We start from the raw sequence: 15,248 nt of genomic DNA, 5'->3' as shown, positions 1-15,248 counted from the left end.
ATGCAGTTCCAGCAGGGAACTGCATTGTTTTTTATTGGCGGTCTTATATTTTTAAAACCATTCCGGTCTTTTTTCTCCTTTTAAATAATAATCGAACCACTGTTCAATTCTACCGGTCAAGTCTTGCTGATGTTTTTCTTCCATTAGTACATGATCTTCTCCGGGATAAATCAGCATCATATTTATCTTTCCGAGTCGTCTGAGCGCCAAATAAAATTCAATACTCTGATAATAATGCACCACACTATCCATTTCGCCTGCCCACGACAAGAGTGGAGTTTCTACTTTATCCGCATGATATACGGGAGAGTTTCTCAGGTACGCCGGATAATTGTCATACAGTGATTTGCCTATTCTCAATTGACCATATTCATAGTGCCAAAAATTGGGCTTTTCAAGCCCCCATGCTACCCGAAGATAGCCGCTCACATAATCGGTAATAGCTGCACCTGCTACTGCGGTCTTAAACATATTGGTCTGCGTGATGATGTAATCGGTTTGATATCCTCCATAAGAATGACCGGTAATACCAAGGCGGATACTGTCAATAGATGATTCACCGACAATGACTTTTCTGGTAGCGGAGACTACACAATCTACTGCGGAAGATCCCGGATTTCCAATTTCATACACAATATCGGGTAAAAACACGAAGTAACTTTTTGAAGTAAAATTGGCGATATTAAAGCCTGTTGGGTTATTCTGTGATGGATTTACATAGCTATACAATTCTTTGGATTGTTTTTCATAAACATGCACCACCATCGGATATTTTTTATCTGCATGATAATTTGCAGGATAGAATAAAACGCCAGTTAAAACATTGCCTTTGGAATTGGTATAGGTTATCAGCTTAGAATTTCCCCAATTGTATTTAAAATGTTGTGGGTTGCTTTGAAAAAGTATTTTTTCTTTTGAATTTAGGCTTTCTTTTATGACTACCCTCGGTGGTAAATTAAAGTTTTGCTCAACATAAAGATAAACTTCACTCTTTACAGAGGTTATAAACTGGCTGGTGTGCATTTTCTTGTCCAATAATGATTTTAAACCATTCTTCTTATCCCAAAAGCAATATCCGGTATGTTCCAGTGCTTCGGTTTTGATTAGTAACCTGTCACTAGGCCCAAACTGACCTTTATAACTGCCGTCGTAATTCATTTTATTTGACTCGTCTTTAGATTGGGAAACGATTCTGTAGACTGTTTTATTTTCGCGTCCCCGAGTGAGTCTAACCGCCATTGAACCATCTATGGGAATACTCCAGATATCATACTTGTCATAAACAAAAAGTGTTTTATCGTGCCTCATCCAGCCCGGATTTCCGAAAGGACTTGCTTCTTCAGGCCAGTCGGACTCCTCATCTGAAAAAGTCACACCAAGATCTTTGGTGAGATTTTTATGCAATCCATTCTCCAAATCATAAACCCACCAATGCTTGTTTTTAAAATAAACGATATGCTTTTCGTATATAGAAACAGAAGTTCCTGTTTCACCTCCTAACTGGTTTTGCAATACTAATTTCCGATCGCCTGTTTCAGGATTCAAAATATAAATATCCAGAGGAGCATCACGGTTTGCCTGTGGCTCGTACTGTTGAGGATTATAGAGCAAAGCCTGTTTTTGATCTCCACTTAACATCATTTTCGGAAATTCATTATCTGTAATACAGTTAAAGCGATTCTGCTCAGGCCACCAAACAGCTACTTTTGCTGTTCTGTCCCAACCGTCAATCTGTACTTTGGCAGGATAAAGAAATTTATCTTGCGCGTTCCAGGTTTGTACTTGTGAAGGATCCACAGGAATTACAGTTTTCTGCAATCCAAAGAATATTCTTTTGCCATCCTCAGAAATGCTGAGATAGGCAAAAGAAGATGAGATAATCTCCATATTAGCCGGGAAATTATCCTGCTGAACCGGATTAAAAGTATACAACCTATGTTCTGCAATAGTGTAATACCCAACGCAAGTACGGGTTGTTTTTTTATCATCAATCAAAGGCTGCTTCAAAAAGGCTATGGATTTTCCGCTCTTTTGCCAAACGATATCGGAATATTCAAAAACGTTAGGATTATTGCTTATTACAGTTGTGGTTTTATCACTTAAATTCAGCAGTGCAATTATGGTATTGTTATCAGACTTTGTAGTGTAGATCACTGCATCGGCCTCAGGATTATACCAGTAGTTGTAAATATCATTTAAAATGATAGATTTACTGGTGGCTACATTTTTAAGCTCCAATTCTTTTTTCTCATCGGACTGCTTTTTCAAAAGGATGATATCTTTGGTTCCGGTTTTCAAATCATACCTGAGCACCTTGGCAATAATCTCTTGTTTTGAAGTTAACAAGTCCGTGATTAGAAGTTCTCCTTTGGCGGACATCGCACAAAACCAATTGTCACCGATAAATTCTCCTTTGCCTGCTCCGGGGAAACTAAAGGTTCTTGTTCCTGTATTGTTTTTAACAAATAAAGTGTCGCTGCCATTTTCATACGAAACAGAAAAACTTACCCATTTTGCATTTTCGGAGAGTTTCTCAGCTTTAAGATAACTCCATAAGTGATAATCGGCAGCCGTGAGCTGCTTTTTAGGATTGTTTTGCGCAAAACCAAAAAATGAGATCAGCAAAGCGATGAGTACTATATAAAAAACTGGCACCCTCTTTCTGAGAGTACCAGTTTTCCTGTTATATTTTATATTATTAGGTCTCATTTTAGTAGCCCGGATTTTGAGGTTTTAGATTCGGATTCAGTGTAAGTTCCGATTCAGGCAGTGGCAGTAATCTGTCGGTAGTATTCCAGCCTACTTTTCCAGATAATAATGCATCATCCAAATGATCCGTTCTTTTTAAATCGAAAAAGCGGTGTCCCAGCTCTGTAAAAAATTCCACTCTTCTCTCATGTAATATGGCACTGAGTATATCTTGCTGACTTACGGCAGTCGTTCCCGCAAGCCCGACTGTGTTTCTGATTTTATCCAAATCTTCTTTGGCTCCTATAAGGTCACCTTGTTGTGCACGGGCTTCAGAACGAATCAGGTATTGCTCTGCCAAACGAAACACTATGGAATACTCTAATGAACTCGGAGTATTTGATTTCTGTTTGTACTTATTGACATGATACCAAGTGTCTGTACCGTTTGTAATGGCATGAGTCCAATGATCCTTTCGCTGGTCACCCGATTCAAATTCGCTTATAAGTTCATTACTTAAAGCAACAAGTGATGGCGGTGGTGCCGTAAAGATGAATGTTTCGCCTTCTTGTGTATTCTGCCCACCTGCTCTAGGCATGAACTGCCAAATCGTTGTGGTACTTTCTTTGAGAAATATAGCTTCCAGATTGGTCTCCCAAGTGTACATCCCGGTATTTTTTAGGGTATAAGAAGCCGCATTTGCTGCTTCTGCCCACATGCCTTTGTAAAGATAAACCCTTGCCAATAGTGCCATCGCTACGGATTTATTCGGACGCACACGATCACTGGAAATATAATCTTCCGGTAATAATGAAACAGCCAGTTCCAGATCATTTATGATATGGGAATACAGCTCAGCAGAAGGCATTCTGTGTGCCACTTTATTTTGCTGATAGTCTGTTGCGGTGATATAAGGCACGTCCCCATAGAGATTAAGAAGATAAAAATGCAACAGTGATCGTACAAACAAAGCCTCTCCTGTAAGCTGGTTTTTATCTACAGTATTGAGCGCCGTAGAAGCATTCACTCCTTCAATAATGGCATTTGCAGCATAAATTTGGTTGTAACTGCTACTCCACCAGTTAAAGACCTCCGAATTGGAAGCAAGTAGCGTATTGTTGTAAAAGTTTCGGGTTGTGCCGGAAATATCGCCGTAATACACAAGCTCATCTGCATAGTTTCCCATTTGATTGGAGATTCCTGCGACACTCCCGCTTAAAATACCCTCGTCGCGCATTTTAGCATAAATGCTTACCATCGCTGCATTGGCAGTAGCTCTGCTCTGAAAAACGGCGCTTGCTGTTAGTTGTGAGGACGGAAGGTCAACCTCAACAAAATTATCACAGCCACCCAGAACTACCATACAGGACACAAGTAATCCTATTAGAAGCCTGTGGTTTACTATTTTGATTTTATAGTTTTGGATAAAACGTAAAAATGATTTCTTTTTCATAATGTTTAAATTAAGAAGTTAAAAAGTAAGCTGAAGCCCAGTTGTAAATACCCTTAGTGGAGGAAGGCTTGTAGTAAATCTGGATTCGGGATCAGCACCCTTATAGGAAGTGATCGTGAAAAGGTTCTGTCCCTGAAATACCAGTCGGCATTTTACTCCTTTAAGCCACTGCTCAGGGATAGTATAAGACAATGATAAATTTTTAAGCCGTATGTAAGAGGCATCCGTTATCATGGCATCACTGGCATAAAACTTGTAAAATGCATCCATATCTTCACTATTTACCCCTGTGTTGTACTTTTGATAGGTGGCCGTATCTCCGGGGTTTTGCCAGTGGTTCATGACCTGCACAGGCTGATTGGCCATGGCGCCGGGTAGTCCAGTACTATATGATCCGTTATAGTTCAGCTGATTGACAAACTGAAAAAGAAAATCCAATTGCCAGTTTTTGTAGGTAATGGTATTTTGAAACCCACCAAAATATTTTGGATTCAAATCACGGATAGCCTGCTTATCCTGTGGCGATGTAATTAAACCGTCCATATTGAAATCCTCAAATTGGTAAATTCCTGTCGTGGGATCTATTCCCGTATAGTGGTATAATTTCTTAATGTTTAAAGGCTGGCCTATTACATATTGGTTCTCATAAGTTGATCCTTTCAGATCAGGAAAAGACAACAGTTTATTGCGGGCGATTGTCAAATTAAAACTGCTTGTCCAGTTAAAGGATTCTTTTTGAAAGTTTACTGTTCTAAGGGTAAGCTCGATCCCTCTGTTTTGAACTGTGGCATCTAAATTTGCCTGTATCGAATTAAATCCGGTTGTAGCAGGGAGAGGAATTCCTACCAATTGGTTCGAAGAACGGTTACTGTACCAACCAGACGTTATAAAAATACGGTCTTTTAGAAAACCGGTTTCCAATGCCAGTTCCAATTTTTTATTGGTTTCCCAACCAAAATTGGGATTAAACAAACGTGTCGGTTCCAGACCATTCATACCTCCATAGTTGTTTCCCGATGAGCCATATGTGTCTAAAAACTGGTAGTCGCCAATTTGGTCATTTCCGGTAGTACCATAACTGGCTCTTAATTTTCCAAAACTTAAGAAACTAAGATTCTCTTTTACGAATGTTTCATTTGAAAACAGCCATGCACTTCCAATAGCCCCGAAGGTAGCGAACTGCCTTCCGGGGCCGAACCTGCTTGAGCCATCCCTGCGCCCCGTTATGTTTATGATGTACTTCTCATTCCATGAAAAATTTACCCTTCCGAAAAAAGCCTGATATTTATAGACTGAGTTACTATCTACTAAGTCAAATACGTGAAAGGCTGAGGAAAGGTTATGAATCAGGCTGTTGCTGCTGAATCCATTGGCTTCCTGTACCAATTGGTTTGCTGTCTGCTGTTGAAATGTACTTCCAATGAGGATTTCGGTTTTTCCCTTGCCAATTTTTTTTGACCATGATATCTGAGGTTCCATAATCCATGATTTTCTGGTAGTGTTATTGACATAGATCGAGGAGTATTCACTGCCTAATCCATAAGCAGGATCATACATGGTGGAGGGCTGTGTCCGACTGTCATCAAAACGCGTATCGGTAAAACCAAAGCTTGCTTTGGCAATTAAATTGGGCAGGATATTATAAGATAAGAGGCTATTGGCAAAAAGATCATTAGATTTTGAAGTATATTTCCCTTCGAGATTGCTCATGGGATTATTCCAAGTGCTGTTTTCCCAGTTTAAATTGCCATTCTCATCATATAATCCGGGTGCATTGGGAGGAAGAAGAATAACTTGTTGGGTTATATCAATTCCCGGCTGGTTATTTTCCTGCGCAGTATATCCCATAGAAAAATTGATATGAAATTTTTTGTTTTCAGATTCATGGTTCAGATTTGCATGCAGATTTCCTTTGCGGTAATTGTAGTTGCCGGGAAAAACTGTGGTTTCCTTATGAAAATTACCATTGATAAGAAATTGCGTTTGGGAAGAGCCTCCAGATATGGAAGCTCGAACATCATTAATTTCTGAAGTTCCTCCAATGAGCACTTTTTGCCAATCTGTATAGCGGTTCTGATCCCATGTTCCATTGACATCATAATCGGTTGGACCGTAAGGAATACCATCATTGATAAAAGCTTCCCTGCGCATTTGCAGGTACTGCTGTGTATACATAAGTTCCATAAGGCGAGTCACAGAGCCAAATCCACCCGATACATTTGCAGTAAATCTTGTTTTGCCTTCCTTGCCTTTTTTAGTGGTTATAAGTACCACTCCGTTTGCTCCCCTTGAACCGTAAATGGCGGTTGCATCGGCATCTTTTAGAACTTCAATACTTTCTATATCTGCTGGATTGATACTGCTTAAAGGACTTGTCGGTCCGGGGAGCACAATCCCTGTCAGATCAGAACCTACGGCATCCGAGGAGTAAGGAACATCATCAATAATATATAACGGCCTGTTCCCATCAGAGCGTAAACTGTTCTGTCCTCTGATTTGTATATCGAAACCGCCTCCGGCAACACCTGAATTTTGAGTAATATTAACACCTGCCATTCGTCCCTGCATAGCCGCCAACACATTGGTGACAGGCTGCTTTTCGATATCTTTTGAACTGATTTTTGAAATACTTCCGGTGCGTTCACTGTTCTTTACAGAGTAGTAACCGGCATTGATCCTTACTTCCTGTAAGGAGGTCGCATCTTCCCGCATTTGCACATTGATTACTTTGCGATCCCCAACAAGAATTGTTACGGTCTTAAAACCAAGGTAAGTAAAAATCAGGGTATCGTTATGAGATACATTTATGGCAAATTTGCCATCGAAATCCGAAAAGACTATTTTTTTTTGGCCTTTGACTGTAATGCTGACACCAGGAAGGGGATTTGTACCATCGGTAATGGTACCCATGACTTGAGATTGTTGTTGTGAAACGGAAAACCGCAAGGGATTCCTTGCTAAGGCTGGCGTGCAAAAAAGGTAAAACCCGAAAATAAACGGATACCAAAGTGACGCCAACCCTTTATTTAATGAAAAAGTTTTCATAATATTGGGTTAGTTTAATGAGACGTTAGTTTTATTAGCTTTGGTCCTCTATACTAGTTTGTCGACGGGTTAGAGGGCCTTTTTTTTGTCTAGTTTCAATTAGGAAGCATACTGAAACCATGACTTAATTCATCGGTTTTTAATAGCCTGCAACTGTAATGTGACTAACTCAAAAGGAAATAAGGCAGCGCAGGCTAAATAATGGCTTTAATCTTTTTTAGTTCATAAGCAAGCAGGTTTATTGGTTAGACAATAAGTAACTACGAGACCATTTAATAGTGAAGTGCGCTAAGAATAAAGCCGAGAAAATTCTGCAATAGAGCCAAAAAAAGAGGCGTGGGTACTCAGCTTATTGCCCTCAAGGTACTGGTATACCCACACGCGAATAAGTGAGCCCACACCCTTTAAGGCGTGAGCATTTGCACTTATCATCTCGCGTGTTAAAATTACCAGTTTTGAGGACGAGATTCAAAGCGAATGCTTCAAATATTTTAAATGAAGTATCGCAAATTTAATTATTAAAATCAAATATAATAATTTTTTTCAAAAAAGCAATCTACAGATTGCCTTTTTTATTCCTTTTAAAAGCGATTTTTATAATATGGAAGAAAATGGCTTTAAAAAGGAGAGAATACAATTAGGAAAAAGGATAATGCATCTGAGAAATCAGTGTATTAATAAAGACACTGATAAGCCAATTTCACAAGAAGAATTAGGATTAAGAACTGGACTTGCAAAAAATCACATAGGAAAAATTGAAAGAGGTCAAACTAATCCGAAAATTGAAACATTGTTTGCTATTGCCAAAGAATTAAATGTCAATATCCAATCACTATTTAATTTTGAAGAATTATAAAAAGATGTTTAGACATCTTTTTATAATTAATAGAATTGGTTTGATGAAAATGTATCGGCCCAATTTATTTGAATATATTTCTGAAAAGGAATTTGAACAATTTTTGCGAAAATCATACAATCACTCTGAAGAACACGGAGGAGGAACTTCGAATAATATTTTTTTGGTTACATTTTTTAAAATCATTGAAGAACATTATACCAATACATCTTCAGACATAAGAAATTAATTTGGTTATTTTAACTTTTTTACTCGGTAAGTTTCAAGAATTTGGAAATGGTAAAAATTTTAAAAGTTTGATATTGGCTGCATTAAATAATTTTAAAAGTAACAACTTTAAACATTTTTTAGGTGAAATAGCAGCATGTGTAGACTTAGTAGCAAAGTAAACTTTTTAAAATATGAAAAAGTACTTGATAATGGTAAAAGCATAATTTTTACGTTGACGTAGTATCATATCATCTAGCATTTTAAAATAAAAATGACTAATATTGCTCTTTTCTGTAACGCCCCAAGCCCTTTTCATAAACTCAGGCACTTCGTGACCTAAAATGATAGCCCAATCAGACAATCTGGTTGGACATGCTTGTGGTGGATATTGCACAACCCCAAATACCAATCAATAATTTAAATTAATGAACAGATTTCTCTCATTCCTTTTTGGAAAAAAAGCACCCGCCCTCTGGATGAGGGCAACGATCCTAAAAGTTTGGAAGAATATGTAAGAAGGCTGAAAGTGATTGAGTCCTGAACATCCATATGTCCTTCATCTCTCTGGGAGATTTCAGTTATAAATCAGGCAGCATCAGATATTTCACATTGTAGTGGGCTTCGATAAAGGTCAACTTGGAGATAAGGGGCAGGTGAAATCCCAACCCTTTTAGAACAATGATATTATGTAGTTGTACCATTTTAAGGGCTAGTTATCCGATCTATTTTATGTTATATTAAGATTCTGACGCATCTAGTGTGGTGTAAGATTATCGCCTCCTCAATTTAGAATAACTTATTGTAATCAGCTATACAATCCTTATCAGATATATTAAGCCATTTACCAAAATTTTCTATGGGAATCCTTTTACGAATTAAATAAAATTATAACTTTATCAATTTGGGTCAAATAATATCACCTCTTCTTATAGCCACTAAAATAGACTGCCTCTTCTCTGGTCATACATAGACTATAGTTTTATTAGTTATGATTTCGGGAGTTACAATGAAATTTATTTTTTAAGAAGCCAAATTTTAACTTGATAATAACTTGTAACATGCAGATATGGACTGCTAGTCCAAGACATGTTTATATATACCTATAGCCTAATGGACTTTAACAATTTTAAAACCTACAGTGACAGCCCGCAAAATGCATTTGAAACTTTTTGTACTCAGATATTTGAGCGTTACCTGCGACGAAAATACGGAAGTGATCTTATAAAATTTCGTGTGGTCAATGGTGCTGGTGGCGATGGCGGGATCGAGGCATATGCAGAACTAAAAAACGGTGACCTAATTGCCGTGCAGGCGAAATGGTTCATAACTGCTATGCAGGATAGTCAGATAACACAAATAGAAAAGTCTGTAAATACAGCTTTAAAATTCCGTAAAAGGATTGTAGAATATATTATTTGTGTTCCCCGATCCCTCAACTCTATCAAAATAGGTAAAGGTAAGGTTCCAGTGGCCAAAACTGAAGAATCACGGGTAGATCAGCTTAACGCTAAAATAAAGTTGTCATATAGCAACACGACATTTACCTGGTGGTTCGAGCAGGACATGCAAAATGAGTTGTTAGAGGGTGATAATGAGGGTATGAATAAATTCTGGTTCGAACGTGATGTGGTCACCCATAAGCAATTGGTGGATCAGTTCGAATTGGAAAAAGCCGGCTGGATTGACAAACGCTATATTCCGGAATTACATGGGCCTGGTGTTATTCAGGAGCATATCCAACAAATATTATTTAGCCAGGATTACCGCAAGGAGTTGCTTGGCCGTGTCGGGGAAACCACTAAAATATTGCAAAATGCAACTTCCCTTATCTCACGATTTACTGACACCCTGAAAGAAGGCAGCTCTGTTCTAATGGAACTGAATGCCATACAAACTAATATTGATCATAACTTATCTTCCTTATTGCCATTGATCACAGCAATACAAGAAGGCAATAACAAGCTGCCCACTGTTTCAGTTCAACCCATGCCTGTTAGCAGCGATTTGTTTATAGAGCTGGAGGCATGGCGTCCAAGTGATCTCCAGATTGGCCTGCCCAAGCGTTTATCAGCAATGCTTGACCGTATCGCCGATCTTGACTTAGCGGTCGTAGTAGACAAAATTCAGGATGAAGTATCTCAATTTGGCCGACTTTTCCTTGGTAATTCCGGTACCGGGAAGACCCACGCGTTTTCCAATACAGTAGATCTCCGTTTGAATCATCAAAAGGTTCCCGCACTAATCATCAGGGCTAAAGGTGCACCAAATGGAGATTGGAAGACTTTATTACAAAAGGCACTGGATATTAACGATTGGAACAAGAATGAAATGTTATCCGCCCTCGAAACGCTTGCCTTCCGCGCCGACCACCAAGCCGCTAAAGCTATTAAGGCTGGTGAGGAATTAAAAAATGAGTCGACAAAAGTGATAATATGCATCGATGGCTTAGAGGAGGATACTGACCACTGGCCGGAGTGGTATGCCCGAATAAGAGAAAGCGTTGTCCTCACAGGCCGCTATCCAAGGGTACGTTTTGCATTTACCGCGAGGCCATATTTCCTGAATGACGAGGAATTGCCTGCAGATCCTAATTTCCAGGTAATCGAAATTCCACGCGAAGGTGACATACCGGTTCAGGAAGTGGTTGATAAATATTTCAAGCATTTTGACATCACCGTGGAGCCAAGATCACTTATCCGTGGTATTGACAGTCTTTATGCCCTGCGTTTATTCTGTAAACTATATGAAGGTGAAAAGCTTACTGCAGAAGACCAGATACTCACTGCTGAAAATGACCTGCTCAATGAAAAAATTGATCGGATGGATGAGGAATACAAGAAGGTAAAGAACCCTGGTACTGCCCGTAACCCGATAAGAGAGGCAATCGAAGCCATTTCGGAAGTATTTTATGCCAAACAAGAGATCTCACATGCAGACCTGTTTTCCCTGTTGAAGGGTGATTCTTTAAATTATTTAGCAAACGAAGAAGTGGAAAGAGCCATTGAATTTTTGGTAAATAATGCTTTCATGACTAAAAGCGAGATTCCGGTTGGTACGGGAGCAATGAAGAAGAAGCAGGTAAATTATACACTCACCTATCAATCGATCATGGAAGTGATTATGGCTGAAAAGTATGTAGATGGTATTATAAATGGGGAATTAACTGCAATACCGGAATTTCTGCGAGCTGTACCAGAAAGTAGGAGGCGAACAGAAAAGCAATTGGTTAACCTTCGGATCGTTCAAGAGATTACCAACACGCTATTTCATAAACACAACCTCCTAATTGGACAAAATGGTTATTTAAGTGAGGGATTTTCACCGGCCACAATTCAGCAATTACAGGCTACGGCATTGATTCAGGCCCCAACGGAAGTAGCCTCCTCATTCAAGGCAAATATTGACCGCTTGTATTTTGCAGACCATATGAGCCGTCATTTTGTATTTCGCACTCTTATCTATCCTTCAGCAACATCGGCAGCAAATTATTTCGGTTCGGAATACCTTCATGGCTTATTGATACAGCAACCTACGGCAGTTGACCGCGACAAAATCTGGCTTGGCATGGATCACCACGATATTCATGAACTGGGTGAGGACAAAAGTAGCCAGTTTTATCGCTACGACCTGCAAGGGGTTATTGACCTTAATGGGGAAGGCGATCTTTACCTAGCCGAACTTTCGCTACACAATGAATACCCGCTTATATTTGGATGGGCACTCGCCTCCTTGGATCAGTCGTTCAGGGAGCGCCTTCGCACCGCGCTGACAGGCTGGGCAATCAAACAACCAAAGGAGTTTAAATTGTTGCTGGATAAACTATTCCCATGCAACGATCCGCAGATACAGGAAGACCTGGCCGCGATAACTTTAGGGGTAGCCTCCAGACTGAAAGATAAGAACTCACTACAAGAGCTGGCAGAATGGGCACTGGCAAATGTTTTTGCTCAACCGGGCAACCATCCTGATATCCTTGTCAGGACCGGCTTCCGCTCAGTGGTTGAAAAGGCGTTCTATTTAGGGGCAATTAGCCGAGAACAGGCCTTGCATGCGCGGCCGCGTCAAGTAGAATCTTTTCAATTTATTGAGCTCGATAGAGATGCCCTGGCAAAAGGCGGCGAGCAAATTTATCCCATCGTTCATGACCTGGCCTGGTACGTAATCAAACGCTCATTCGATGATTTTCTGGAATACCAGTCTGTGGATAAGGAAACAAAGCCGGCGAATAACGGCGATAAATTTTTAAAAGCTTACCTTGATCATTTTGGTCTCGAAGACCTTTCGGTTTATGAATGGGCGATTTCAGCTGCTATTGCATATATGAAATCTTTAGGCTTTAGGAGAACCGCAGGTAATGGTAACGGATTTACCGAAGCTAGTCATGGCTCAAAAAGCAAACTGTTTACCCAAGAGGAAAAATATACCTGGCTGGCGGTGCATTATATTCAGGGTTATTTATCCGATTACCTGCCTCATAAAGATACCTCAGAGTTTGTTAATGACTATATGCAGATAATAAATGTAGATAACCCTTCCGAATTTTTGGCGATAGCGGTTCATCAAGAAATGCCGGATATCGAGGATAACTGGATCGTTAAAGAACCGCTTGCCCTGGAAATGCTGGAAATAGGAACACCGGACGAGCAGGTGAAAGTGGCTGTGGAAAGTGAACCTGTTATTAATTTTAATAGATGGTTACATATCAACGATAAAGATTTGCGCACCGAAGGCACTGATAAAGAATGGCTCGCCCTATTTAATTATACCGCCGTTCATGATTCCAAAGCCTATATCCGTTCCAGTGTAGATATTCGCGGTGTGCTTATCGAAAAGGGGCAGACGCCAGCCTTGCTGGACATCGTTAAAAACCATTCTGGCCGCAGTTCCTTTGTGGAATCTATCGACAGGATGGTAAGTTCACCCGATACAGATATCTATAGCAATCCAACTGATGTGGTATGGATGAAGTGGATTGGCGAAAATTACGATAAAGAAGAATATTACCTACCTCCTGACGGAGAGGAAAAAATCATGCAGTACACAGTGACCAGCGTAACTAAAAATACGGTTGAAGGTGGCGAGGATGAAATATATATACCATCCAAAGTAGTCAGGGATTTGCTTGGCATCAGTGAGATGTCGCAGCAAATATTTCTGGATGATAAGGAAGAAATTATGGCAATTAATCATATCCTTAGTCGCCCTAATTACGATAAACAGGAAATGACGCTGGTACCAAAAGATGAGTTTTTAGCCAGGTTAGTTGCAGAAGATAAAGAAATCGTATGGTTCGCTGATCATTACCGGTCTAAAAATGCACTTAATGAGAGTGTCAGAAGTGATGAGCACCCAATGAAAACCCGCAAATATATGGTATGGTATGAGAACGGCGAGCTGAAGTGGGAAAAATTCTGGGACGCCCGATTTTCAAATAAACGTGATGATAATTCGGAAGAGGAAATACAAGACTAAGAATTATACGTTTACATAAATTTTGAAAACTTGCCCCAACCTGAGGCATACTGGTTAAGAACGCGATCACAGGTCTTCTTTTAATAACTAACAACAAAAACTATTCAGCTATAACATGAACTATCAATATGAACCGTTAGGTGACGAATACAAATTTCAAACATTTCTCAAAGATTTGTTTAATGCTATTCATGCCACCAATACATTTGAAGAGTATGGTACTAAAGGGAATGCCCAGCATGGGATAGATGTATATAGTCCTGTTTTAAAAACTGCAATTCAGGCTAAGAAGAAAGATATTAATCGGTCTCCAAACTCTATCATTAGAGAACTACTTTCCGATCTTTCGGAAACGCTAAAACAAATTAAAGATTTCCCACATCCTGTAGAAAGTTTATTCTTTGCAACCACAATAAAAAAAAATAAAGAAATTCAAAACGCATGTATGGCGGCAAGCCGTAATCATGGAATAAATGTAATATTTTTCTCTTGGGATGATATTCAGGTTAAATTGACTGATTGTCTCCCTGTTCGGAACAAGTATTTTCCACACTTGCAGGAAGCAATAAGCATAGAAAGTAGCCTTAATGAAAAAATCAAGAAGCTTGAATCGCTTATTTCGAAATTAGAGAACCAAAATACAGGTATTAAAAAGCTGTATCGTGATATACCTTATTGTGAAATATTGCTGCCTACTATGCCGCAGGATCTTCTGCAGAATCTCATAGCAATTATAATGAAGATCTCATTGTATGAAACATTTGCACAAACGAAATATAGAAAATTTAGGTGCCTTTTTAACTTCAGTATGTCATACACCCAGTTTGGTGACGGGTCGTCAGGACCAGGATATGAGATCATTTCCGGGGAGGTAATCTTTCTTGCAAACTGTTCCCGACTGATAAAAGAAATTAAAGACGATCAGGACCGTTTTTGGGACCGGTTTGAAAAATATAAAGTTGATCCTGACTTTAATAAAGTAAGATTTAGAATGGAAATTCTACCTACTGAGGGATTAACGGCATACGACTTTGAAATTGACGGGCAAACAGGTCATTACAACATAAAAATAAAGAAATACGAAGGCCTTGAATATGACAAGTTAGATTCGCTTAGCGCTATTTTACCTTTTATTGCCGAATCAACCAAACCTGGTATAAACATAATTGATCTTGATAAGATTGAATCGCATTCAGCTTTTATGAAGCTTTTTCACCATTTTTTAAGTGAAGACTCTTTTAAAAGAAATCTTCTTAAAGTTAATGTCGACGACTTTGATGATTGGGATTATGAGTATTACCCCATTAACGACTAATTGCTTGGCTCTAATCTATTTCTCTAGTGTCTCTGATTGATGGTATAATAAAGGTAAATTCACGAAATCTGACTGCCTAAAATATCAATTATGCCTTACAAATGAACTTAGTTTATCAATACATTAGCTATAAAAACTTAATATGTCACAAATTAGACGGTCCTTTCTTAATGTTCTTCACTTCATAAAACATAACATATCTTCTCTAT

7 protein-coding genes are annotated in these 15,248 nt (G+C 39.1%); 4 read left to right on the top strand and 3 right to left on the bottom strand.

Annotated features, from left to right (window positions below; genetic code table 11):
- Positions 1–51: 51 nt before the first annotated feature.
- From AC3IS6_RS10775 to AC3IS6_RS10765, 3 genes are read right to left on the bottom strand one after another with little or no spacing between them, the layout of a single operon-like run.
- On the bottom strand, positions 52–2,709 hold the full coding sequence (locus tag AC3IS6_RS10775; protein ID WP_489164878.1) for a S9 family peptidase: 2,658 nt from the start codon (positions 2,707–2,709) through the stop codon (positions 52–54).
- Position 2,710: 1 nt separating this feature from the next.
- Positions 2,711–4,141, bottom strand: coding sequence for a RagB/SusD family nutrient uptake outer membrane protein (locus AC3IS6_RS10770; protein WP_489164877.1), 1,431 nt, complete (start codon positions 4,139–4,141; stop codon positions 2,711–2,713).
- 18 nt (positions 4,142–4,159) lie between these two features.
- Complete coding sequence (locus tag AC3IS6_RS10765) at positions 4,160–7,186, bottom strand: SusC/RagA family TonB-linked outer membrane protein (protein WP_489164876.1); 3,027 nt, start codon at positions 7,184–7,186, stop codon at positions 4,160–4,162.
- Positions 7,187–7,787: 601 nt separating this feature from the next.
- On the opposite strand from AC3IS6_RS10765, the gene AC3IS6_RS10760 reads away from it, so the two are divergent.
- The 4 genes from AC3IS6_RS10760 (at position 7,788) to AC3IS6_RS10745 (ending at position 15,039) form a co-directional block, all read left to right on the top strand.
- Positions 7,788–8,042, top strand: coding sequence for a helix-turn-helix domain-containing protein (locus AC3IS6_RS10760; protein ID WP_489164875.1), 255 nt, complete (start codon positions 7,788–7,790; stop codon positions 8,040–8,042).
- A gap of 4 nt (positions 8,043–8,046) precedes the next feature.
- Positions 8,047–8,271 carry a hypothetical protein gene (locus tag AC3IS6_RS10755; protein ID WP_489164874.1) on the top strand — a complete coding sequence of 75 codons (225 nt, stop codon included), beginning with the start codon at positions 8,047–8,049 and terminating at the stop codon, positions 8,269–8,271.
- A 1,091-nt stretch (positions 8,272–9,362) separates the two neighbouring features.
- On the top strand, positions 9,363–13,724 hold the full coding sequence (locus tag AC3IS6_RS10750) for an NACHT domain-containing protein (RefSeq protein ID WP_489164873.1): 4,362 nt from the start codon (positions 9,363–9,365) through the stop codon (positions 13,722–13,724).
- 115 nt (positions 13,725–13,839) lie between these two features.
- Complete coding sequence (locus AC3IS6_RS10745) at positions 13,840–15,039, top strand: hypothetical protein (protein WP_489164872.1); 1,200 nt, start codon at positions 13,840–13,842, stop codon at positions 15,037–15,039.
- Positions 15,040–15,248: the final 209 nt, after the last annotated feature.

Source organism: Flavobacterium sp. KH_035, from assembly GCF_057839565.1.
This window is presented reverse-complemented; position numbering and strand designations above follow the sequence as displayed.

Excerpts from the sequence above, each read along its gene's own strand:
- AC3IS6_RS10755 (WP_489164874.1), top strand. The coding sequence starts at position 8,047 with ATGTTTAGACATCTTTTTATAATTAATAGAATTGGTTTGATGAAAATG.
- AC3IS6_RS10770 (WP_489164877.1), bottom strand. The coding sequence starts at position 4,141 with ATGAAAAAGAAATCATTTTTACGTTTTATCCAAAACTATAAAATCAAA.
- AC3IS6_RS10750 (WP_489164873.1), top strand. The coding sequence starts at position 9,363 with ATGGACTTTAACAATTTTAAAACCTACAGTGACAGCCCGCAAAATGCA.
- AC3IS6_RS10760 (WP_489164875.1), top strand. The coding sequence starts at position 7,788 with ATGGAAGAAAATGGCTTTAAAAAGGAGAGAATACAATTAGGAAAAAGG.
- AC3IS6_RS10745 (WP_489164872.1), top strand. The coding sequence starts at position 13,840 with ATGAACTATCAATATGAACCGTTAGGTGACGAATACAAATTTCAAACA.
- AC3IS6_RS10765 (WP_489164876.1), bottom strand. The coding sequence starts at position 7,186 with ATGAAAACTTTTTCATTAAATAAAGGGTTGGCGTCACTTTGGTATCCG.
- AC3IS6_RS10775 (WP_489164878.1), bottom strand. The coding sequence starts at position 2,709 with ATGAGACCTAATAATATAAAATATAACAGGAAAACTGGTACTCTCAGA.